The following is a 23,172-nucleotide window of genomic DNA, read 5'->3' on the forward strand; positions in this document are numbered from 1 at the left end:
ACGGCAGCCATGCAGATCAAGGACCAGCCCGGTGCCGCACTCGGCGTCACCGTCGAGGACTTCGACCACACCACGGCCTCCGAAGCCGACGTCCAGGACCTGAAGAAATCCGTCTACACGAGGAAGATCGCCGTTCTGAAGGGCCAGGACCTCACCCCCGAGCAGTTCCTCGCCCTCGGCAAGCGCCTGGGCCGCCCCGAGACGTACTACGAGCCGATGTACGAGCACCCGGACGTCCCGGAGGTGTTCGTCTCCTCCGACGTCCCGGAGAACGGCAGGCGGATAGGAGTGCCGAAGACGGGCAGGTTCTGGCACGCCGACTACCAGTTCATGCCCGACCCCTTCGGCATCACCCTGATCCACCCGCAGGTCGTCCCCGAGAAGAACCGCGGCACCTACTTCATCGACATGGGCAGGGCCTACGAGCGGCTGCCCGAGGAGCTGAGAGCGGCCATCGCCGGAACGCGCTGCCGGCACTCCGTGCGGAAGTACTTCAAGATCCGGCCGCAGGACGTCTACCGGCCGATCTCCGAGATCATCGAGGAGGTCGAGACGAAGACCCCGCCGGTGGTCCAGCCCACCACCTTCACCCATCCGATGACCGGGGAGACGGTCCTCTACCTCAGCGAGGGCTTCACCGTCGGAATCGAGGGCGGGGACGGCGAACCGCTCGACGGGGAACTGCTGGAGCGCCTCTTCGAGGCCACCGGCCAGCTCGACGACACCTTCGGGCACGAGGGCATCCACCTGCAGAGCTTCGAGAAGGGCGACCTGCTGGTCTGGGACAACCGCAGCCTCATCCACCGGGCCCGCCACACCACCACCCCGGAACCCACGGTCTCGTACCGGGTCACCGTCCACGACGAACGGAAGCTGTACGACGGGATGCGGGTCGCGTGAGCGCGCCCGCCGCCGGCCGTGCCGCCGCCTCGCCGCCCCGGTCGTACGCCACCGACGGGGAACTGCTGGCCCGTGTCCTGGCGCCCTACAAGGAGCACTGCGAGTACCTGAGGTCCGCGGAGGTCACGGCGTCCGGCGGACTCTCCCGCGCCCGCTGCGCCTTCGCGATCCCGGAGTCCTGCTACATCGACGACACCGGCCATCTGAACTCGGTCGAGGTCAACATCGCCTACAACCAGATGATGTACTACCTGGTCGCCAAGTCCGTGCAGGAGCGGCTGCTGACCGGGTTCGAGGACTGGACCCTCGACGACTTCTGGCGCCACCAGCTCCCGGACATCCTCATCGCCCGCTTCACGGCGAACTTCCGGCGGCCCGTCGACCCTCGCCGGTTCACCGGGGAGATGGAGTTCCGCTCCGTGACCCGGCGCGCCTCCGCCACGGCCGGCCCCTTCCTCCACGCTCCGACCGCGTTCCGCTACCAGGACGCCCACGGCGGCCGGTGCGACGGCGAGGTGACCCTCGCGTTCGTCAACGTCCCCTGACCCGACCACCGAAGGGAGACCGCACATGGACACGTCCACGGTGCCGCAGCCCCAGGGCGCGAGGCCCCGCCGTCCCGAACCGACCACCCTGGTCCACACCACCCGCTTCCACGCCGCCCGCCGGCCGGCGGCCGTCGCGGTGATCTGCGAGGGCCGCACCCTGACGTACGGCGAACTGCACCGCGTCAGCAACCGCATGGCGCACGCCCTGCGGGCCGCGGGCCTCGGCGAGGGCGACCGGGTCGCCTACCTGGGAAAGGAGTCCGAGCACTACTACGAGGCGCTCTTCGCCTGCGCCAAGACCGGCGCCGTGCTGGTCCCGGTCAACTGGCGGCTCGCCGCCCCCGAGGTGAGCCACATCCTCCAGGACTCCGGCACCCGACTGCTGTTCCTGGAGGACGAGTTCGCCCCGATCGTCGCGGCCATGCCCACCCGGCCCCCGGAGACCGTCGTCCCGGTGGGCTCGATCACCGCCTGGCGCGCCGGACACCCCGACGGCGAGACGGAGTTCGAGGCCACGCCCGACACGCCGGTCGCCCAGCTCTACACCAGCGGCACCACCGGCCTGCCCAAGGGAGTCGTACTCGCCCACCGCAGCTTCTTCGCGATCCGCGACGCGCTGGCGAGCCGGGGACTGGACTGGATCGACTGGCGGCAGGGCGACATCGCGCTGATCGGCATCCCCGGCTTCCACGTCGGCGGCCTGTGGTGGGCCACCCAGAACCTCAACGCCGGTGCGACGATCGTCGCCCTGCGCGCCTTCGCCGCCCGGCAGGCCGTGGACCTCATCCGCGACCTCGGCATCACCACCGCCTGCGTGGTCCCGGCCATGCTGCGCATGATGCTCACCGAACCCGGCGTCGGGCCCCGGGACTTCACCACCCTGCGCAAGACGGTGTACGGCGGATCCCCTGTCTCCGAGGCGCTGCTGGAGCAGAGCCTCGCCGTCCTCGACTGCGAGTTCGCCCAGATCTACGGCCTGACGGAGACCGGGAACACCGCCGTCTGTCTGCCCCCGGCCGCCCATGTCCCCGGCAGCCCCCTCATGCGGGCCGCCGGGCGCCCCTACCCCGGGGTGCGGGTCAAGACGATCGACGGCCGGGGCCGCGAACTGCCGCCGGGTGCCGTGGGCGAGGTCTGCCTGCGCACCCCCGCCCGGATGGTCGAGTACTGGGGCCTGCCCGAAAGAACCGCCCGGACGCTCGTCGACGGCTGGATCCACACCGGTGACGCCGGCTACCTCGATGAGGACGGTCACGTCTTCATCCACGACCGCATCAAGGACGCCATCCTGGTCGCCGGCGAGAACGTCTACCCCGCCGAGATCGAGAACGTGCTGGAACGCCACCCCGCGGTGGGGGAGGCGGTCGTGATCGGGGTCCCCGACGAGCGGTGGGGAGAGCGGGTCCACGCCTTCGTGGTCCCGGCGGCCGGTGCGCGGCCCAGCCGCCGGGACCTGCACACCTTCCTCGTGCCGCGGCTGGCCGCGTTCAAACTGCCCGCGGACTACGAGTTCACGGACCACCTGCCGCGCAACCCGAGCGGCAAGATCCTCCGCCGCGAGCTGCGCGACCGCTACTGGCGCGACTCCGCCCGCCAGGTCAACTGATGCCCCGGCCCGGACCGTTCGCCCCCGGCGCGGCGCGCCGCGAGCCGTCGCCGCACCGGCGCAGGAGCCACCGAGAGAGAGCCCCCATGCCTGAACCACTCACCCTGGACAGCTTCCGCGCGGACCTCGCCGCATGCCTGTTCCTGGAGCCCGGCGAAGTCGACCTGGAAGAGAGCCCGCTGGACGCGGGACTGGACTCGCTGCGCATCGTCACCCTGCTGGAGCGCTGGCAGGCGGCGGGCGCCGAGGTCACCTTCGTCGACCTCGCCGAGCGCACCTCCTTCGCCCAGTGGTGGCAGCTGCTCACCGAACGCGTACGAGGAGCCGGACGTGCCGACACCTGAGCGACGTCCGCTGCTGGCCGCCCAGGAGGGCATCTGGGCCGGCCAGCAACTCGACACGGACAGCCCGGCGTACAACACCGCCGAGTACCTGCGCATCGCCGGTCCCCTGGACACGGCCGTCTTCGAGCGCGCCCTGCGCCGTGTGGTCGCCGAGACCGAGGCCCTGAACGTCACCTTCGACACCGACGACACCGGCCGCCCCCGGCAGATCCGCACCCCGGCCGGCGACTGGCCCCTCCACCTCGCGGACCTCACCGCCGAGGCCGACCCGGGAGCCGGCGCGACGGCCTGGATGGAGCAGGACACGGCCCGCCCCGTCGACCTCGCCCGCGGCCCGGTCTTCGGCCACGCCCTGCTGCGGACCGCGCCCGAGGAGTTCCTCTGGTACCACCGCGTCCACCACATCGCCCTCGACGGCTTCGGCCTCTCCCTCGTCGCCCGGCGCGTCGCCGAGGTCTACACCGCCCTCATGGCCGGCGGGCCCGTACCGGAGAGCGGATTCGGCACCCTGGAATCCGTCCTCGCCGAGGAACGCGCCTACCGGGAATCCGCCCGCCACACCGAGGACCGCGACTACTGGACCGGCCGCTACGCCGACCACCCGCCGGTCTTCGGCCCGGCGGGCCGCTCCGCCCTGCCCGCCCGCACCTTCCACCGGCACGTCGCCGACCTCGACCCGGCCGCCGCCGGCCGACTGCGCACCGTCGCCCTTGAACTGTCCGTCTCCTGGCCGGAGATACTCCTCGCGGTCACCGCCGCCCAGCTGCACCGGCTCACCCGGGCCCCGGAGATCGTCCTGAGCCTGCCCGTGACGGGCCGTCTCGGGTCGGTCTCGCTGCGGGTGCCCGCCATGGTGCGCAACATCCTGCCCCTGCGGGTCACCGTCACCCCCGACGACAGCCTCCGCGTCCTCGCGCCCCGGATCTCGCGCGAGCTGCGCGCCGCACTGCCGCACCAGCGCTACCGCTACGAGCGGTTGCGCCGCGACCTGAAACTGGTGGGCGGGCAGCGCCGGCTGTCCGGGCCGGGCGTGAACATCATGCCCTTCGCGTACGACCTGAGGTTCGCCGGGCATCCGAGCACCGTCCACAACGTGTCCGCGGGTCCCGTCGACGACCTGGCCGTCAACGTCTACGACCGTGCGGACGGCACCGGTCCGCGCATCGCCGTCGACACCAACCCGGAGCTGTACACCGAGACCGGGACGGCCGCCCTCGGGGAAGGACTGCTCGCCCTGCTGGCGGAGGCGCTCGCCGGCCCGGACCGGGCGCTCGGCGGAACACGGGCGCACCGTACCGTGCCCGTCCTGGACGGCGGCCCCCTGCCCGCCCCCGCCCGTCCGGTACTGAGCCTGATCGCCGACCACGCCGCCCGACGGGGTGCGGCCGTCGCCGTCGAGCACGCCGGGACGACCCTGACCTACGCCCGGCTCTTCGGCGCCGCCCGCGGCATCGCCCGGGAACTGGCCGGTCGCGGTGTCGGAAGGGGCGACCTGGTGGCCCTGGCCCTGCCCCGGGGGGCGGACGCGGTCACCGCCCTGCTCGGAGTGCTGCTGTCGGGCGCCGCCTACTGCCCCCTCGACCCGGGGGCACCCGCCGACCGTACCGCCCGGCTGCTCGCCGACGCCGCCCCGGCGCTCGTCCTGACCACCGGCGTTTACGCGGCCGGGTTCAGGGACCGTCCGGTACTGCTGCTGGAGGGACTGGGACCCGGCACCACCGGCACCCCGTCGGCGCCCGCGCCCGCGGACCTCGCGTACGTCCTGCACACCTCGGGCTCCACCGGGCGGCCCAAGGGCGTCGCGGTCGGCCATGCCGCGCTCGCGCACTTCGTCGCCGCCGCCACTTACCGTTACGGACTGCGCCGTGAGGACCGCGTCCTCCAGTTCGCGCCGCCGCACTTCGACGCCAGCGTGGAGGAGATCTTCCTGACCCTGTGCGCCGGCGCCACCCTGGTGGTGCGGACCGACGACATGACGGATTCGGTGCCGGGCTTCCTCGACGCCTGCGCCCGGCTGCGGGTGAGCGTGCTGGATCTGCCGACCGCCTACTGGCACGAGGTCGCCCACGCGGTCTCGACCGGCGCCGCCGCCCTGCCCGAGTCCGTGCGAACCGTCGTCATCGGCGGCGAGACGGCCCTGCCCGAACGGGTCGAGCGCTGGCGCGCGGCGGTGGGCACCTCGGTCACCCTGCTGAACACCTACGGCCCCACCGAGGCCACGGTCGTCGCCACCGTCGCCGATGTGAGCGCACCCGGGCCCGACGCCGGTGAGGTGCCCATCGGCCTGCCCCTGCCCGGCACCCGGGCAGCCGTCGTCGACGGCGAGCTGTACCTGCTGGGCCCGACACTCGCCGACGGCTACCGGGGAGACCCGCCGGACGGTGCGCGCTTCGCCCCGCTCACGGCCCTCGCGGGCGCGCCACGCGCCTACCGCACCGGCGATCTGGTCCGCGTCGGCGAGGACGGGCAACTGCGTCATCTCGGGCGGGCCGACGCCGAGTTCAAGATCAGTGGGCACCGGGTGCAGCCCGCCGAGGTGGAGAGCGCCCTGCTCACGTATCGCGGCGTCCGGGAGGCGGCCGTCGCCGGGCAGGTCCTGCCGGACGGCACCCGGCGGCTGGTCGCCCATGTGGTGGCCGAGCCCCCGGCACCCTCCGCCGCCGAGATCCGGGACCACCTCCGCACGAGGCTGCCCGCGGCGCTGGTCCCCTCCGCCGTCGAGTTCGCCGACCGGCTGCCCCGCACCGGCTCGGGCAAGATAGACCGGGCCGCCCTCGCCGCGCCGCCCGCCCGCCGGGCGCCCGCGACGGGAAGCCCCCTGGAACGGACCGTCACCGGCATCTGGCGGCAGATCCTCGGCACCGACGCCGTCGCCCTGGACGACGACGTGTTCGACCTGGGCGCCCAGTCCCTCCAGGCCATCCAGGCCGCCAGCCGGCTCGGCACGGCACTCGCCCGGGAGGTGAAGGTCGCCTGGCTCTTCCAGCACCCCACCTCCGCGGCCCTGGCCCGGTTCCTCGCCGAAGGCCCCTCCGTGCCCGGACGGCCCCGTCCCGCCCCGGCCTCGCTCATGCCCGCGGCCCTGACGGCCGACGCCGAACTCGATCCGGACATCCGGCCGGGACCGGGACCCGTCCCGCGCGACACCCCCCGGCGCATCCTGCTCACCGGCGCCACCGGCTTCGTGGGCGCACACCTGCTGGCGCGGCTTCTGGCCGACACGGACGCGGAGATCGTCTGCACGGTACGGGCGGCCGGCGTACGGGAGGCCACCACCCGCGTCCACGCGGCGCTCGCGCGGCACGGCATCGCGCCCGGCGAGGAGGCGTCGGCCCGCCTCACGGCTCTCCCCGCGGATCTGGCCCGTACCGGCCTGGGCCTGCCCCCGGAAACCCTGGCCGACCTCGCGGCGAGCTGCGACGCGATCTTCCACGACGCGGCGACCGTCAGCATGCTGCGCGACTACGCCACCCTCCGCGCCGTCAACACCGTGTCCACCCGCCTGCTGCTGCGCCTCGCGGCCGTCGGCACGACACCCCTGCACTACGTCTCCACCCTCTCCGTCGCGCCGCCGGCGAGCCGCAGCCCGGAGGTGCCGGAGGAGTTCCTGCCGCCCCACGAGGGCCTGCGGCACGGCTACCAGCAGTCCAAGTGGGCCTCCGAACGCCTCCTCGAACAGGCGGCGGCACGCGGTCTGCCCGTCACCGTCCACCGGCTGGGCCGGGTAACCGGGCCGGTCCGCACGGGATACGTCAACGAGCACGACTTCCTGTGGAGCGTGCTGCGGGCCGGCATCCCCGCGGGCGTCCTGCCCGAGCTCTTCGAGGACGAGGTCTGGACCCCGGTGGACTTCGTCGCGCACGCCCTCGTCCACCTGTGCCTGCGCCGCAAGGACGCGACGGCGGCCGCGGGGACGGTCTTCAACCACGCCACCCCGCCCCGGGTCCGGCTCGCCGACGTGTACGACTGGGTACGGGAGTACGGCTATCCGGTACGGACCCTGCCGCTCGCGAACTGGCGGGAGCGGCTCGCCCGTTCGGCCGGCACGGCGGCCACGACGCTCGCCTTCTTCGACTCCGCCGAGCAGGGCTCGGGCGGGCGGGGCGCCCCGCCCGACCTGCGCCTCGGGCAGGTCCGCGCCGACCGGGTGCGAGCGGGGCTGGCCGGCAGCGGCATCACCTGCCCGCCCCTCGACCGCGACCTGTTCTTCCGCTACCTGGACCACTGTGTGACGACCGGTCTCCTGCCCGTCCCGGCCCCCGGCCGCGGCTCCCGCCTCCGCCGGGCGAGCGGGCCACGCGGTCCGCGATCGGCCTGAGCCTGCCGTCCGTCGGCAACTCGCGGGAACCCCAGGCCACTTCGCCCCGACTACTGCATCAGAGCCCGCACCCCGTGGGCACACCCACCTCACGCAAGGAGCCCGCATGCCGATGAACCGGCCGGCCGCTGCCGCCGCCCTGGCCGCAGCCCTCTGTCTGTCCGCGGCGGCCTGCGGATCGTCGTCCGCCGGCCGGGCGAGCGACGGGACGGCCGGGGCCGCGGCCTCGCAGCAGGGCTACCCGGTGACCCTCGACAACTGCGGGGTGAGGGAGACCTTCGACAAGGCCCCCAGCCGGGTCGTCGTGATGAACGGCGCCTCCGTGGCCGAGGTCTCCACCCTGCTCGCCCTCGGCCTCGGCGACCGGATCGTCGCCAACGAGCAGAGCTACGGCATGTCCGAGGTGCCGGGCCGGGCCGCGGCGATCAAGAAGCTGCCCACGGGGCACGTGAAGTTCAACGACGCCTACGACATCCCCCGGGAGGCCATGCTCGGCCTGCGCCCGGATCTGGTGCTGTCCACGACCTCGTACGGTTTCGACCAGAAGAACGGCTTCGCCACCCGCGACCAGCTGAAGGACGTCGGGGCCCGCTCCTACGTCTCCCCGGAGGGCTGCGACCAGGACACGTCCAGGATGACCATCGAGGACAGCTACCGGCTGCTGCGCGACATGGGAAAGGTCTTCGGCGTGAGCGACAGGGCCGAGAAGCTGATCGCCGCGTCCGAGAGGAACATCGCCACCGTCACGCGGAAGGTGAAGGGGGAGAAGAAGCCGAAGGTCATGGTGCTCTTCTCCAACATGTCCATGGGCGGCAACGACTTCGGCTCGGTCGTCGCCAGAGGCATCTACAACGACATCCTCGCCAGGGCGGGCGGCTCCAACGCCTTCGAGAACGCCTCCGCGACCTCCTTCGCCGACCTGAGCGAGGAGAAGGTGGCCGCCACCGACGTCGACGCGGTCGTCGTCATCGGCTACAACGACCCGAACCCGGCGGCCTACGCCAGGAAACTGCTCAAGGAGTTCCCCCAGTGGCCGGCCGCGAAGAACGACAAGTACACGACGCTGTCCGACTCGATGTACCTCGGCCCCAGCAACGACGTGGCCGTCCGGAAGATCGCCGAGATGCTGCACCCCGACGCCTTCTGACCCGGCTCGAGGTCCCGTTCGCCTTCACGCTGCTGCCCGTCGCGCTGGTCGCCACCATGATCGTGGCGATCAGCATCGGCGCGGTCGACGTACCCGTCGGCGACGTGTGGGGGATCGTCCTGCGCCATGCCGGCGGCGCGAGGACCGGGCCCGCCGACCCCGCCCTCGACCAGATCGTGTGGAACTTCCGCACCCCGCGGGTCGTCCTCGCGGCCCTGGTCGGCGCGGGCCTCGCCGTGTCCGGCGCGGTGCTCCAGACCGTGGTGTCCAACCCGCTGGCCGATCCGATCGTGCTGGGCTTCTCCTACGGGGCCACGCTCGGCGCGGTCCTCGTCATCACCCTCGGCGGGGGCGTCGCGCTCGCCGGGCTGGGGGTGCCGGCGGCGGCCTTCCTCGGCGCGGTCGCCGCCGGAGCCCTGGTCTTCGCGCTCGGCCGACGCCACGGACGGATGGCGCCGACCCGCCTGGTCCTGGCCGGCGTCGCCGTCGGCTACGTCTTCCTCTCCGCGACCAGCTTCGTGCAACTCCGGGCGACCCCCACCGAGTTGCGGACGGTGATGTTCTGGATGCTGGGCAGCGTCGCGGGCGCCCAGTGGGACCAGCTCCCCACGGTGGCCGTCGTCGTGCTCGCCACGACCGTGCTGCTGTCCCTGTTCGGGCGCCGCCTCAACGTGCTCCTGGCCGGCGACGAGTCGGCGACCGCCCTCGGCGTCGACGTCAACCGTCTGCGCGCCGTCCTGCTGGTCCTCAGCGCGCTGCTGACCGGAACGGTCATCGCGGTCGCGGGCAGCATCGGCTTCGTCGGGCTGATGATCCCGCACCTGGTACGGCTGACGAGCGGCGCCGACCACCGCCGGCTGCTGCCCCTGACGGCGCTGCTCGGAGCCCTCTACCTGGTCCTCGTCGACCTGCTCTCCCGCACCCTCGACCGCCCCGACGAACTGCCCCTGGGCATCCTCACCGCACTCCTCGGCGCCCCCTTCTTCCTGTGGCTGCTGCGACGCGACAAGGGCCTGGACTAGAAGCATGAGACTCATCGTCGACCGGATACACGTCACCCTCGACCGCAACCCGGTCCTGCGCGACGTGAGCCTCGAAGTCCGCGAGGGCGACGTCGTCGGTCTCGTCGGACCCAACGGCAGCGGGAAGTCCACCCTGCTGCGCACCGTGTACCGTTCGCTGCGCCCGGCCGGCGGGGTGGTCCGGGTGGGCGGCGACGACGTGTGGGGACTGTCGCCCCGAGCGGCCGCCCGCCGTACCGCGGCCGTCCTCCAGGACCCCGGCGGCAACACCACCGGCCTGACCGTCGCCGAGATCGTCGCCCTCGGCCGCGCCCCCCATCACGGGCTGCTCGGCCGCGACGGCGCCGAGGACCACCGGTCCGTGTCCGACGCCATCGACCGCTGCGGCGTACGGCCCCTCGCCGGCCGCGACTACGCCTCCCTCTCGGGCGGTGAGCGCCAACGCGTGCTGCTGGCGCGGGCGCTGGCCCAGGACCCGAGGCTCCTCGTCCTGGACGAACTCACCAACCACCTGGACATCAGGGCCCGGTTCGAACTCCTGGACCTGATCCGCGCCACCGGTGTCACCACGCTCGCCGTCCTGCACGACCTCGATCTCGCCGCCCGCCTCTGCGACCACCTCGTCGTCCTGCGCGACGGGACCGTGGCCGCGGCGGGACCGGTCCTCGACGTGCTCGCCCCGGACCTCCTCGCCGACGTCTTCGGCGTCCACGCACGCACCGAACGGCACGCCGACGGCGTCGTCCGGATCACGTACGCGGCCCGCCCGCTCGCGCGGGCCGGGGGGACGGCGGACGACGACGCCCTCACCGCGGGGGCCGCCGACCGCTGACCCGGCGGCGCGTCCGCGTCCCCGTCAGGCCCCGGGCCCCGGGCCGGGTCCCGGGTCCGCCTCGTACTGGATCCCCGACCGCGTGGACTCGGCCGCACCGGGCCCGTCGTAGCGGGCGACCAGGTGCAGCGCCATGTCGATCCCGGCCGACACCCTGGCACTGGTGACGACGGGCCCGTCGTCGACGAACCGCGGCCCACGCCGGACGTCGATCGAGGGGTCGAGCCCCGCGAGCCGGTCGAGGTGGTCGCGGTGGGTGGTGGCCGGGCGTCCGCTCAGCAGACCGGCGGCGGCCAGCACCAGCGAGCCCGTGCACACGCTCGCCAGGACGGTGCCCCGCTCGTGCAGGCCCCGTGGCCAGTCCAGATGGTCCGGGTCCTCGACCAGGCCCCGGGTGCCGCTGCCGCCGGGATGGACGAGCAGATCCAGCCGCGGCGCCCGCGCCCGGCGTGGTCGGCGACCAGGCCGAGGCCCTTGGAAGCCCGCACCACCCCCGCCCGCCGGCCCACGGTCAGGACACGCACCGGCGCCGTCGCGACATGGGAGGCCCAGAACCCGAGCACCTCCCACGGCCCCACCACGTCGAGTTCCTCGACGTCTTCGAAGAGCAGCACACCGATGGTCAGGTCCTCGGTCATGACCGTCACCCTAGTGCCGCGACAGGCAACGTCCGCCCCGTGCGAACGTTGCCCGCCGCGGCACTGGCGTCCGGGCGCGCGCGTCGCGGCTGCGGGCGGCGATCCCGGAGGCGGGGTACGAGGTCGCCGAGAGGGCCGCGGCCCGACGGACCGGCCCCCTACGGCGAACACGGCCGCCATTCCCAGCGCCGTCGCCGCACGGCACATCGGCGCCAGAGCGCCGGCATGGCCCGTGCCCGTACCGCGCCTCCCGCCGGACGCCTTCCGTCCCGCCACCGTCCCGCGCCCGGTCGAGCGCACGGGTCGACCTCACCACCGGGCCGGCGTGCGTGGGCAGGCGCTCCGTCCTCCGGCTGCGGCGGCCCGAGGACGGGAGGAGGATGGAGCCCGCGGACTGCCGGGGCCCGGACCACCGGGAACCGCCTCCGGCGCTGCCGAGCGAAGTCTGCCGACGGAAGGCCCCGGCGATGAGCGGCGAAGGGCGATGAGCGGCACAGCATGGGCCGGCGTGGCGGTGGCGGGCACCACGGCCGCGTACGCGCTGTGCTCACGGCGGCTGGCGTCGTCACCGGTGTCGTCGGCGATGGTGTTCGTCGGCTGCGGAATCCTCCTCGGGCCCGTGGCGCTCGGCATCGTCGTCCCGCGGCACGACTCGGAGCCGGTCGTCGCCCTGCTCGAAGCGGCGCTCACCCTGGTGCTGTTCACCGACGCCATGACGGTCCGCGGCCGGGACCTGCGGACCGACGGCTTTCTGCCGGCCCGGCTTCTGTGCGTCGGTCTGCCGCTGAGCATCGGGGCGGGCTGGCTGCTGGCGTGGCCCCTGCTGCCCGGACTGACCCTCTGGGAACTGGCCCTGGTCGGCGCCGTCCTCGCGCCCACGGACGCGGCCCTCGGCAAGACCGCCATGTCCAGTCCGCGGGTCCCGGCACTCGTCCGGCACGGCCTCAATGTGGAGAGCGGCCTGAACGACGGCATGGTGCTGCCGTTCTTCGTGCTCTTCCTGGCCGTCATACCGGGTACGTCCGCCGCGCGAGAGGGAGCTTCGGGAGTCTTCTGGCGTGCGCTGGTGCTCAGTTCGGTCCTGGGACTCCTGGTCGGCGCGGTGGGCGGCCTGCTGTTGCGGGCGGCGCGGTCACGGGGCTGGGTCTCGGGGGAGTGGGCGCAGCTCTTCGTCCCGGCCGTCGCCACGGCCGCGTACGCCCTGGCGCTCGTGGTGAACGGCAGCGGCTTCATCGGCGCCTGGATCGGCGGGTTCGCCTTCGGGGTCGCACTGCGCCGGTCCCCGGCCTCCGAACCGGGGCAGCGCCCCGGCCTCCCGCCGGACGCGGCCGACCCCGCCGCCGGTTTCACCGAGCACCTCGGGGAACTCCTCGCCTCACTCAGCCTGCTGGTCTTCGGCGCCGTACTGCTCGGCCCGACGCTGGAGCACCTGAGCTGGCGCATCGTCGGCTACGCGGTTCTCAGTCTCACCGTCGTCCGCATGCTGCCGGTGGCCCTCGCGCTCGCCGGCAGCGGGCTGCGCCGGCCCACGGTCGCCTACATCGGATGGTTCGGGCCCCGCGGTCTGGCCTCCGTCGTGCTCGGGCTGCTGCTCCTCGACGAAGAGCACGTCCAGGGAGTCGAGTTGGTGGCGAGAGTGGTGGCGGTCACCGTCGGCCTGAGCGTGCTGCTGCACGGCGTCACCGCTGTCGCCCTCGCCCGCCGGTACGGCGACTGGCACGAGAAGGCGGTCGCCGCGGGCGGGAATCCGCGCGAGGGAACCCCTGTTCCCGGCTCCGCGCGGGTCGCCCCGCGCGGATACCGCCGGCCGTGAGCCGGCACGACGGGCCGGGACGGGAGTCAGGACGACGGCGGCTGGAGGACGCTGTCGATGACGTAGATGGTGGCGTTCGCGGCCTTGATGTTGCCGCAGACGATGTTCGCCTTCCCGTTGACCTTGAAGTCGGTGCCCGAGCCCGACGTGGTCAGCTTGCCGCCCTCCACCGTCGTGAAGGAGCCGTGGGAGAGTTCGTTCGGCGTGATCTGCTGGTCCACGACGTGGTAGGTCAGCACCTTCTTCAGCTGGCCCTGGTTCTGCAGCAGCGAGGTGAGCTGTGACGCGGTCACCTTCTGGAACGCCTGGTCGTCGGGTGCGAAGACGGTGATCGGGGACTTCTCGTCGAGGGTGCCGCTCAGCCGCGCCCGGACCGCGGCCGAGACCAGCTGGCTGAGCTGCGGATACGCGGCGGCGGCCTCCGTGACTTTGTCCTTGGCCGTGCTGGCCTTCTGGGAGATCCCGGCACATCCGGGACCGAACGTGCCGGAAGGGCTGGGGGACGCGTCCTGTGCCCGGCTCTGCGAGGCCATGCCTCCGAGCGCGAGCGGTACGGCGACCAGAGCCGCCGCGCCGGCCTTCGCTGTACGCATGCCGGTGAATCTCATGGCAACCTTCCTCCCGTGGAGGCGTGAACAGTGAAGAGGTTCGGACTGCGGAAATCCTCGCTTCCGCGCGCGGGGTGGGCGGCTGACGCGCCACGGCACTGGGCCGTTCCCCGGCTGTCCAGCGAGCGTATCCAGCAGGTGCGGCCGACCGCATCTCGAAGCCCGGACGAGGCGAGAACCCTGCCCCGGCGGGCGTCCTGGCCCGTCCCGGGCCCCGCCGGGCTGCGACGACCGGCGCCCCGGAGGAAGATGGTTGCCGGGAGAGGAGCGACAAGGCGGCCGGGACCGGACCCTTCATACGGTGAGCGAAGTGGTGTCGTCATGACCGAACCAGCACAGAGCCCCGCCTGGCGGCGCATCCCCGAGGACGTCGCGGGCGCCGCCGTCACGGTGGCACGGGCCGCCGGACACGCGGCTCTCCACCCGAAGTCCACGATCGACCGCGCGCGCCACCTGCCGGAGATCGTGCCCGTGCTCGGCCAGGCGGTGAAGCCCATCCTGACGGGCCGGATGGGCGACTGGCGAGGTGAGTACGCCTACACGCTCGGCGAGCAGGCGTTCGTCTACGGGTTCCCGTACATCTACAACGCCCAGCTGAGGTACGACTGGGTGACCCGGCCGCGTAATCCGGCGACGATCCCGTACGCGGCCGTCAACCACTTCTGGCATGCCGAGCGCCTGCTGGACGCGACGTACCGGGACGGCGGGTGTCCCAACAACGACACCCTGTACTCGACGGCCTGGGTGCATCTCGGCGACGAGCCGGTCATCCTCTCCCACCCGGACATGGGCGATCGGTACTTCACCTTCGAACTGGTGGGGATCACCTCCGACAACTTCGACTACGTCGGCCAGCGCACCACCGGATCGGGCGCGGGCGGCTTCGCCCTCGTCGGCCCGGGATGGAAGGGCAAACTCCCCGCCGAAGTACGCCGCTTGAAGAAGGCGCCCAGCCCGTGGGTCCTCGTCCTCGGCCGCACCCTGGTCGACGGCCCGGACGACGTGCCCCGGGTCCGGGAGCTCCAGGAGCAGTACCGGCTCACCCCGCTCAGCCTGTTCGGCCGGAAGGACGCGACGGCCCCCGAGAGCCGTGACGTCCTGAAGCCCGTCCCGGCGGAGGAGGATCCCCTGGGGCCGTGGAAGACCCTCAACCTGATGCTGGCCGAGAACCCCCCGCCGGCCCATCACCGGGTCCTCCTGGAGCAGTTCGCCCAGATCGGCATCGGCCCCGGCCTCGACGTCGAGGCCCAGCCCGAGGCCGTCAGAAGGAGCCTGGTCCGGGCCGCCGCCGTCGGCGTGCCCCTGCTCAAGCAGCAGATCCTCAGCGGCGACTGGGCCGAACTCGTCCACGGCTGGCGCTACCCCCCGCCGCAGATGGGCCGCTTCGGCGACGACTTCCTCAAGCGTGCCGCCGATCAATCGCTGATCGGCGTCGCCGCCAACGACCCCGCCGAAGCGGTCTACCTGCTCAACTTCGAGGACGCCGACGGCAACAAGCTGGATTCCGCTGGACGTTACGAACTGCGTTTCCCCGGCGACGCGTTGCCGCCGGTCGACGCGTTCTGGTCGGTGACCGCCTACGGCGAGGACATGAACCTGATCGCCAACCCGGCCGATCGCTACTCGGTGGGTGACCGCAGCGCCGGCCTGCGACGGGACGAGGACGGCGGAGTCACCCTTCACCTGCAGAGCGACCGGCCCGGCGAGGACGACGAGGCCAACTGGCTGCCCACCGCGGCGGACGGCACCTGGTTCGTGGCCCTGCGCATGTACCGGCCCAGCCCGGCTGTGATCGACGCGACCTGGGAATGCCCCCCGCTGACCCGCGTGTCCTGACGGTGCCACGGGCCGGGCACCCGCCCTGCGGGCTCGGCCACCGCCGCGCCGGGTCCGCCGGCCGGCTCACAGGAAGCGCCGGAGCGGGGTGACCGCGGCTTCCTTGACGCGCTGCAGAGCGGCCCTGCGGCGCCACCGGGTCAGGTCGATCTCCGTGCTGCGCTCCAGGTCCGCCTCGTAGTCGCGGTCCAGTGACGCGGTGAACTCCTCGTCCAGGACGGCGAGCATGACCTCCTCGTCGTGGTCCATGGACCGGCGGTTGAAGTTGGTGGACCCGATGAGGGAGGCGACCGAGTCCACCGTGATGATCTTGGCGTGCATCATGGTCGGCTGGAACTGACGGATGTGCACACCGGCCCGGAGCAGGCGCGCGTAGTGGTGCTGGCCGGCGAGCTGGCAGGCGCGCTGATCGGTGTGCGGGCCGGGCAGCAGGATCTCGACCCGCACACCGCGGTGGGCGGTTTCGCACAGCAGGTCGATGAAATAGGTGTCGGGAGCGAAGTAGGCCGTGGCCAGCCGGAAGCGTTCCTCGGCGGAAGCGAGCATGACGCGGATGAGGGTCTGCATGTCCTGCCAGCCGATGCTCGCGGAGCCGCGGACGACCTGCACCACCGCCGAGCCGGGCTGCGGGTGTTCCGTGAAGCGGTCGCGGTCGTCGAAGAGTTCGTCGTGGCACTCCGCCCAGTTCTGCGCGAAGGCGGCCGCGACGCCGTCCACGGCCGGGCCGCGCACCTGGACGTGGGTGTCGCGCCACTCGGTGGCGTTGCGGGCGTCGCCGCACCATTCCTCCGCGATGCCGACGCCGCCGGTGAAGGCGGTCTGCTCGTCGATGACGAGGGCCTTGCGGTGGCACCGGTGGTTCTGCTTGAACGGTGACAGCAGCACGGGTCTGCGGAACCAGGCCACCTGCACGCCCGCGGCGCTCATGAGGTCCAGCAGTCTCCGCTCGATCCTCTTGGCGCCGAAGCCGTCGAGCAGCAGCCGCACCCGCACCCCGGCGCGGGCGCGTTCGGCGAGGGCGGCGGCGAAGTCGTGGGCGATCTGCCCCCGCCAGTACACGAACGTCATCATGTCGATGGTGTGCCGAGCCCCGCGGATCGCCCCGAGCATCGCGGGGAAGATCTCGTCACCGTTGCGCAGCGGAACAAGGGCGTTGCCCTCGGTGGCCGCCACGCCTATCAGCCGCTCCAGGCGGCGGCGCAGGCGCTGCTTGCGGGCCGCCGCGTCGAACGTGGTGTCGCGGGCAGGAGGTGCCGGTACACCGTCGAGCATCACGCCGAATCCCCCCATCAGGACGGAAAGCCGATATGCCGGGCCCGTGGCGAGCCCGAACGAGCGGATGCCCGGCGAACCCGGCCTTACTCCAGCCGTCTGCCCACCCCGCCTTGCGCCGGCCATCCGCCCGGAGCGTGCCGGTCGGCGCGGTGGCAGCGGCCGGTGGAGCGGCGGTCGCGTGCCACGGGCGGCGTCTGCGCGGTCCCGTGGACGCCGCCCGCCGGCTTCCTCGTGCCCGCCCGTCCGCGTTCCTGTCCGGCCCGCGCGGCTCGGTCCCGACCCGGCTTCCCCGCGACCCGGTCCGGGCGGTCGCCGGATCTCACCCGGCCCCTCGGACCGCCGACGAGGTCCTGGGCTCCGAGGAGAACGTCCCGTCCGCCGGGCGCCGGCCGCCCGCCCGCTCGGCCGTACGGGCGATGTTGCGGGCCATGCTGCCGAAGACGACGGCGTGGAAGGGGGAGATGCTCCACCAGTAGGCCTGGCCGAGCAGGCCGTGCGGGTGGAACAGGGCCCGCTGGCGGTACCGGGTGCGGCCCGTCCCGTCACGGTCGACGCCCATCTCCAGCCAGGCCAGTCCGGGCAGCCGCATCTCCGCGCGCAGCCGCAGCAGACGGCCCGGCTCGATCTCCTCCACCCGCCAGAAGTCCACCGAGTCGCCCACGCGCAGCCGGTGTGCGTCCCGGCGTCCGCGGCGCAGCCCCACACCGCCCACGAGCCGGTCGGCGACACCCCGAAGGGACCAGGCCAAGGGGGAGGAGTACCAGCCGTTCTCCCCGCCGACCCCCTCGATCACCCGCCACAGGGCCTCGGGCGGGGCGTCGACCGGCCGTTCCCGCAGGTCGGTGCAGAGGCTGCCACCCGCCCAGTCGGGGTCGGTGGGCAGTGGGTCGCTGGGGGCGCCGGCCACCGAGGCGGAGGACCAGCGGGTGGTGACATCGGCGTCCCGCACGCGCTTGAGCGCCAGCCGTACCGCCTCGTCGAAGCCGACGGGATGGCCGGGCGGGTCGGCGGCATGGCGGGTGATGTCGTTCTCCCGGCACACCACCTCGTGGCGCAACGACTCCGTGAGCGGCCGGGCGATGGACGCGGGAACCGGGGTGACCAGGCCGACCCAGTGGCTGGACAGCCGGGGGGTGAGCACCGGCACCGGAAGGATCACCCGCCGGGGCAGTCCGGCCACCGCGGCGTAGCGCGTCATCATGTCGCGGTACGTCAGCACGTCCGGCCCGCCGATGTCGAAGGCGCGGTTCACGTCGGCGGGCATCCGGGCGCTCGCGACCAGCAGGCGCAGCACGTCCCGGACCGCTATCGGCTGGATGCGGGTGCGCACCCAGCTCGGTGTGACCATCACCGGCAGCCGCTCGGTCAGGTAGCGCAGCATCTCGAAGGAGGCCGAGCCCGAGCCGATGATCACGGCGGCGCGCAGCACCGTCGTCGGCACCCCGCTCGCGAGCAGGATGCGCCCGACCTCGGACCGGGAGCGCAGATGCGGGGACAGCTCCCGCTCGGGCACCCCGGCGGGAGCCAGGCCGCCGAGGTAGACGATGCGGCGCACACCGGCCTTTGATGCCTGCGCGCCGAAGACGCGGGCGCCCTCGCGATCGGTGTCCTCGAAGCCGCGCCCGGTGCCCAGCGCGTGCACGAGGTAGTAGGCCACGGCGACCCCCCGCATCGCGGTCCGGACCGACTCGGGATCGGTGGCGTCCCCGCGGACCACCTCCACCTCCCCGGCCCAGGGGTGATCGCGCAGTTTCCCCGGGGTGCGGGCCAGGCAGCGCACCCGGTACCCGGCCGCCAGCAGTTCGGGCACGAGCCGGCCCCCGATGTAGCCACTGGCCCCGGTCACCAGACACAGGGGCCGCCGCGCGGTCGTCTCCATGGCTTCTCCTTCCGGCAGGATGTCCGCCCGTCCGAACTGTCCGCACTGTCCGCCCGTCCGAACTGTCCGCACTGTCCGCCCGTCCGAAGTGTTCGGCCGTCGCGCCGGATGCGGATGCGGCCCGGGTGATCCGCGGGTTCCCCGGTACGATGCGCCCGTGGACACGGAGACGAGCGGAGGGCGTCCGGCGCGGCGGCACGGTGGGACCGCCGACGGAGAGCCCCCCGCGGCCGGTGCCCCGCGCACCGCGGCCGCCGGCTCCGCCGCCGAGCGCACCTCGACCTTCGACCCGCCGCCCTTCGCGGGCGATCTGCCTGCCTTCGCGGTGCAGTTGCGCCGCATGCACGGCGAGGTCGGCCGGGTCATCCAGCAGTACGCGGCCCGGCAGAACCTGCACGCCACCGACGTCCAGGCGCTGGCCGCCATCCTCGACGCGCCCGAGCCGATGACGCCCACCAGGCTGCGTGCCGTGCTGGGACTCACCTCGGGCGCGGTCACCGCCTGCGTCGACCGGCTCGAACGCGCCGGGCAGGTCCGCCGGGTGCGGGAGGACAGCGACCGCCGGGTGGTGCACCTCCATTACGCCGCCGAGGCACGCGCCGCCGCCCGCGACCACTTCCGGCCGCTGGCCGACGCCGTGATCCGGTCCGGCGCCGACTTCGACGAGCACGAGCTGTCCGTGGTCCTGCGGTTCCTGACCGCCCTGAACGACGTCCTCGCCCAGGTGCCCGAGGCGCCCGCCGGCCGCTGACGGGAGCCTCGAACCCGGATCGGACGCACCCGCATCCGATCCGCGTGCCCGCGGGGAACCAGCGACGTACTCTTTCGATGAAATATTGCTCACTCATTGAGATTGTTCACCGTCGAGATTTTTTGTCGTTCGCTCCGAGGAGTCACATGACACCCGCGCACCGCCTGTCCCGCGGACTCGTCCCCCTCGCTCTGATCGCCGTATGGCTGGTGGTCGGCGCACTGCTGGGTCCCTTCGCCGGGCGGCTCGGTGAGGTCGCCACCAACGACCAGGCGGCCTTCCTGCCGCGCAGCGCCGAGTCCACCCGTGTCCTGCGCGAGCAAGCCGCCTTCCAGCAGCGCGAGAGCCTGCCGGTCATCGTGCTGTGGACCGCCGACGGCGGGGGAGCCGTCAGCGGCCGGCAGCGGGCGGCCTCCGCGGCCGTGGCCGCGCTCACCGGCACGCCCGGGACGGCCGGAGCCCCTTCCCCCGCCCTGCCCTCGCGCGATGACGCCGCCCTCCAGGCCGTCGTGCCGCTGCGCCCCGATCTCGGCGACCGGCTCGCGCCCACACTGGAACGGGTGCGGGCGGCGGCCGAGAAGGTACCCGGCACCCAGGTGCGCCTGGCCGGGCCGGCCGCGACCCAGACCGACCTGGCGGACGCCTTCTCCGGCATCGACGGGGTCCTGCTCGCGGTGGCCCTGGCCGCCGTCCTCGTCATCCTGCTGCTGGTCTACCGCTCCTTGCTGCTGCCGCTCGTCGTCATCACCGGCGCGGTGTTCGCCCTGGGGCTGGCCTGCGCCGTCGTCTACGCCCTGGCCGACCACGGCCTGGTCCGCGTCGACGGCCAGGTGCAGGGCATCCTCTCGATCCTCGTCATCGGTGCCGCGACGGACTACGCGCTCCTGGTCACCGCCCGTTGCCGGGAGGAACTGACGGCGGGGCGAAACCGGTACGACGCCGCCCGAGCCGCGCTGCGCCGCTCGGCACCGGCCGTGCTGGCCAGTGCCGGCACCGTCGCCCTCGGCCTGATCGCCCTGCTGCTCAGCGACCTCACCAACAACCGGGCCCTCGGGCCGGTCGGCGCCGTCGGGATCGGCTGCGCCGTCCTGAGCGCGCTCACCTTCCTGCCCGCCGCCCTGGCGCTCCTGGGCCGCCGCGCCTACTGGCCGGCCAGGCCCGAGGGCGGGGCCGGTGCCACCGGTCTGTGGCAGCGCGTCGCCGCCCTGGTCGACCGGCGGCCGCGCCGGGTGTGGGCGCTCGCCCTGACCGGACTGCTCGTCTGCTCGGCGGGGGCCCTCACCCTGGACTCCAAGGGCGTGCCGCTGGACGAGACGTTCGTACGGCACGTGCCGTCCGTCGCCGCCCAGCAGACCCTCGCCCGGCACTTCCCGGCCGGTGCGGGCACCCCCGTGGTGGTCCTCGCCGACGCCGCCTCCGCCGACCGCGTGGCGCGCACCGTGCGCGACACCGCCGGCATCGCGGCGGTGACCGCCACCGGCGCCCAGGGCCGCCCGGCCGCCGCGCCGCACGCGGTGGACGGCAGGGTCAGGTTCGAGGCGACCGCGGAGGCGGCCCCCGACACCCAGGCCGCCCGCGACACGGTGGCCCGGCTGCGCACGGCGCTGCACGCGCTGCCCGGCGCGCGAGCCCTCGTCGGAGGCTACACAGCGCAGCAGTACGACATCCTGCGCGCGGCCGAACGCGACCGCACCGTCATCGTCCCGGTGGTGCTCGCCGTCATCCTGACCATCCTCGTGCTGCTGCTGCGCTCCCTGGCCGTGCCCGTACTGCTGGTGCTGACCGTCGCCCTCAACTTCACCGCGACCCTCGGAGTGGCGGCACTGGTCTTCCGTGACGTGTTCGGCTTCAGCGGTACCGATCCGTCCGTGCCGCTGTACGGGTTCGTCTTCCTGGTCGCCCTCGGCGTCGACTACAACATCTTCCTGATGTCCCGGGTGCGCGAGGAGACCCTGCGGCACGGCGCCCGCGAAGGCGTCCGCCGCGGGCTCGTCACCACCGGCGGGGTCATCACCTCCGCGGGGGTGGTGCTCGCGGCCACCTTCGCCGCGCTCGGCGTGATTCCGCTGGCGTTCCTGGCGCAGATCGCGTTCATCGTCGCCTTCGGCGTGCTGCTGGACACCCTGGTGGTGCGCTCCCTGCTGGTGCCGGCGCTCGTGCGGGACGCCGGGAACCGGGTGTGGTGGCCCACCCGGCCGGGCACCGACGGGCCGGAGGGCCGCTCACCGGGGGCGGGGCGGCGAGCCCGAGCCCTCCTGCCGGGGGAGGACCACGCCTGAGAGCCGCCCGTGTCCGGGGGGCGGGCGGGGCGAGTGCACCCCCCGGGCGTCGATCCGACGCGGATCGGAGATCCGATGCATATCCGATGCGAGTTGCGGCGACCGGAGTGCCGGACGGACCGTGAGGAGACCCGACACAGAGGCGGATCGCACACGTCACGGGGCGGCCGCTGGGTACGGTCAGGAGCCACGCCCGGCGCGGCCCGGCGCGCCGGGCACGCGGTCCGGACGCCGAGGCCGTGGGGCGAGCACGCCGACCGGTTCGCCGCCCGGTGGGATAGCCCGGTCCCGCACGCACCGGACCCCGCTTCGGCCGGCCGCGGAACAGCATGAAGGGAACACCTGACCGTCGTGAACCCCACCGGGCCGCCGCCCCCCACACCGCCCGCCCTGCCGGGCGACGCCGGTCTGACCACGGGCGTGCTGGCACGCCGCCTCGGCGTGTCGCCCATGACCCTGCGCTCGTGGGACCGCCGCTACGGCATCGGACCGACGGCGCGCACCGAGGGCGGCCACCGCCGCTGGACGGCGGCGGACGTGGCGACGGTCGAGGAGATGTGCCGGCTGACGGCGACCGGCGTCCCGCCCGCCGACGCGGCCCGCGCCGTCCTGGCGGCCGCCGCCGGCCCGCCCCCCGCACCGGAGGGCGTCGCGGCCCCGGCGCCCCCGTCGCCCACAGGGCGGTCGCGGGCCGCCGGCGCGCTGCCTCTCGGCGACGTGCGCCAGGAGTGCCGCGGCCTGGCCCGCGCCGCCGTACGGCTGGACGCGCCCGCGCTGGAGAAGCAGCTCACCGCCGCCGTCGAGCGTCTCGGTGTCGTCGGAGCCTGGCAGGAGGTGATGGCTCCCACCCTGCATGCCGTGGGGCGCCGCTGGGCATCCTCGGGCGACCAGTACGTGGAGGTGGAGCACCTGCTCGCCTGGCACGTCTCCACCGTGCTGCGCCGCAGCGCGCCGTCCGTCGTCTCCGCCACGTCCCCGGCGACCGGCTGCGTCCTGCTGGCCTGCGTCCCCGGCGAGCAGCACACCCTTCCCCTGGAGGCGTTGCACGCGGCGCTCGGCCGTGAGGGGCTGCCCGTACGCATGCTGGGGGCGGCGGTGCCCGCCGAGGCGCTGGACGCGGCGGTGCGCCGGCTGGGCCCGGTGGCGGTCGTGCTGTGGGCCCAGGAGAGCGCACGCGCGTCCCCGGCGCTGGTCCGGCACGTCGCCGGCACCCGCTGGGGCATGAAGGGGGCACGGCGTGGCCCGGCGGTGCTGCTCGGCGGCCCCGGCTGGAACCGGTCCCAGCCCCAGGGCGTCCTCAGGCCGGGCGGACTGGCTCAGGCGGTGGAGGCGCTGCGCGCGCTGTGCGCCGCGGGGTGAGCCGGAGCCCGCGTCCC

At 73.7% G+C, this 23,172-nt stretch carries 18 protein-coding genes; 13 read left to right on the forward strand and 5 right to left on the reverse strand.

The window, feature by feature from the left end:
• The first annotated feature begins 9 nt into the window (after positions 1-9).
• The 8 genes from scoE to VT52_RS06970 all read left to right on the forward strand — a co-directional run bounded on the left by scoE (position 10) and on the right by VT52_RS06970 (position 10,717).
• Positions 10-900, forward strand: a complete 891-nt coding sequence (scoE, locus tag VT52_RS06935) for a (3R)-3-[(carboxymethyl)amino]fatty acid oxygenase/decarboxylase (RefSeq protein WP_046420213.1) — start codon at positions 10-12, stop codon at positions 898-900.
• A complete protein-coding gene (scoD, locus tag VT52_RS06940; protein ID WP_079174884.1) occupies positions 897-1,445 on the forward strand; it encodes a (2E)-enoyl-ACP glycyltransferase in 549 nt (182 codons plus the stop codon). Before scoE ends, scoD begins: the two co-directional genes overlap by 4 nt.
• A gap of 25 nt (positions 1,446-1,470) precedes the next feature.
• On the forward strand, positions 1,471-3,054 hold the full coding sequence (locus VT52_RS06945) for a long-chain-fatty-acid--CoA ligase (protein WP_046420210.1): 1,584 nt from the start codon (positions 1,471-1,473) through the stop codon (positions 3,052-3,054).
• Positions 3,055-3,140: 86 nt separating this feature from the next.
• Positions 3,141-3,398: a phosphopantetheine attachment domain protein gene (locus tag VT52_RS06950; RefSeq protein WP_046420208.1), complete on the forward strand. Its 258-nt coding sequence runs from the start codon at positions 3,141-3,143 to the stop codon at positions 3,396-3,398.
• Entirely contained in the window at positions 3,385-7,716 is a 4,332-nt protein-coding gene (locus tag VT52_RS06955; protein WP_046420205.1) for a non-ribosomal peptide synthetase, read from the forward strand. Before VT52_RS06950 ends, VT52_RS06955 begins: the two co-directional genes overlap by 14 nt.
• A gap of 106 nt (positions 7,717-7,822) precedes the next feature.
• Positions 7,823-8,863: an ABC transporter substrate-binding protein gene (locus VT52_RS06960; RefSeq protein ID WP_046420203.1), complete on the forward strand. Its 1,041-nt coding sequence runs from the start codon at positions 7,823-7,825 to the stop codon at positions 8,861-8,863.
• A gap of 56 nt (positions 8,864-8,919) precedes the next feature.
• Entirely contained in the window at positions 8,920-9,885 is a 966-nt protein-coding gene (locus VT52_RS06965; protein WP_046420201.1) for a FecCD family ABC transporter permease, read from the forward strand.
• Between the two features lie 4 nt (positions 9,886-9,889).
• Positions 9,890-10,717 carry an ABC transporter ATP-binding protein gene (locus VT52_RS06970; protein WP_046420199.1) on the forward strand — a complete coding sequence of 276 codons (828 nt, stop codon included), beginning with the start codon at positions 9,890-9,892 and terminating at the stop codon, positions 10,715-10,717.
• Positions 10,718-10,741: 24 nt separating this feature from the next.
• Here the strand turns inward: VT52_RS06970 and VT52_RS38630 are convergent, their stop codons facing one another.
• Both VT52_RS38630 and VT52_RS38635 read right to left on the reverse strand, forming a co-directional pair.
• Positions 10,742-11,104, reverse strand: a complete 363-nt coding sequence (locus VT52_RS38630) for a DJ-1/PfpI family protein (protein ID WP_240509675.1) — start codon at positions 11,102-11,104, stop codon at positions 10,742-10,744.
• The gene (locus VT52_RS38635; RefSeq protein WP_240509679.1) at positions 10,993-11,355 is read right to left on the reverse strand and encodes a type 1 glutamine amidotransferase family protein; all 363 of its coding nucleotides are present in this window, start codon (positions 11,353-11,355) and stop codon (positions 10,993-10,995) included. The genes VT52_RS38630 and VT52_RS38635 overlap by 112 nt, the downstream gene beginning before the upstream one ends.
• A gap of 484 nt (positions 11,356-11,839) precedes the next feature.
• Here VT52_RS38635 and VT52_RS06980 point away from each other — a divergent pair, with 484 nt between their 5' ends.
• Positions 11,840-13,168: a cation:proton antiporter gene (locus tag VT52_RS06980; RefSeq protein WP_046420196.1), complete on the forward strand. Its 1,329-nt coding sequence runs from the start codon at positions 11,840-11,842 to the stop codon at positions 13,166-13,168.
• 26 nt (positions 13,169-13,194) lie between these two features.
• Here the strand turns inward: VT52_RS06980 and VT52_RS06985 are convergent, their stop codons facing one another.
• Positions 13,195-13,761: a fasciclin domain-containing protein gene (locus VT52_RS06985; RefSeq protein ID WP_240509666.1), complete on the reverse strand. Its 567-nt coding sequence runs from the start codon at positions 13,759-13,761 to the stop codon at positions 13,195-13,197.
• A gap of 336 nt (positions 13,762-14,097) precedes the next feature.
• Between VT52_RS06985 and VT52_RS06990 the strand changes: the two genes are divergently transcribed.
• Positions 14,098-15,612 carry a DUF1254 domain-containing protein gene (locus VT52_RS06990; protein ID WP_053055482.1) on the forward strand — a complete coding sequence of 505 codons (1,515 nt, stop codon included), beginning with the start codon at positions 14,098-14,100 and terminating at the stop codon, positions 15,610-15,612.
• Between the two features lie 66 nt (positions 15,613-15,678).
• Here VT52_RS06990 and VT52_RS06995 read toward each other — a convergent pair whose 3' ends face one another.
• A complete protein-coding gene (locus tag VT52_RS06995) occupies positions 15,679-16,887 on the reverse strand; it encodes a phospholipase D-like domain-containing protein (protein WP_420856265.1) in 1,209 nt (402 codons plus the stop codon).
• A 319-nt stretch (positions 16,888-17,206) separates the two neighbouring features.
• Entirely contained in the window at positions 17,207-18,766 is a 1,560-nt protein-coding gene (locus VT52_RS07000) for an SDR family oxidoreductase (protein ID WP_046420191.1), read from the reverse strand.
• 157 nt (positions 18,767-18,923) lie between these two features.
• On the opposite strand from VT52_RS07000, the gene VT52_RS35345 reads away from it, so the two are divergent.
• The 3 genes from VT52_RS35345 (at position 18,924) to VT52_RS07015 (ending at position 23,155) form a co-directional block, all read left to right on the forward strand.
• Positions 18,924-19,517 (forward strand): MarR family winged helix-turn-helix transcriptional regulator, encoded by a 594-nt coding sequence (locus tag VT52_RS35345; protein WP_240509667.1) that lies wholly within the window; start codon positions 18,924-18,926, stop codon positions 19,515-19,517.
• Positions 19,518-19,663: 146 nt separating this feature from the next.
• Positions 19,664-21,796 (forward strand): MMPL family transporter, encoded by a 2,133-nt coding sequence (locus VT52_RS07010; RefSeq protein WP_046420190.1) that lies wholly within the window; start codon positions 19,664-19,666, stop codon positions 21,794-21,796.
• Between the two features lie 351 nt (positions 21,797-22,147).
• Positions 22,148-23,155, forward strand: a complete 1,008-nt coding sequence (locus tag VT52_RS07015; RefSeq protein WP_046420187.1) for a MerR family transcriptional regulator — start codon at positions 22,148-22,150, stop codon at positions 23,153-23,155.
• Positions 23,156-23,172: the final 17 nt, after the last annotated feature.

Origin of the sequence: Streptomyces malaysiense (assembly GCF_000980885.2) — a bacterium.
Classification (GTDB): domain Bacteria; phylum Actinomycetota; class Actinomycetes; order Streptomycetales; family Streptomycetaceae; genus Streptomyces; species Streptomyces malaysiense.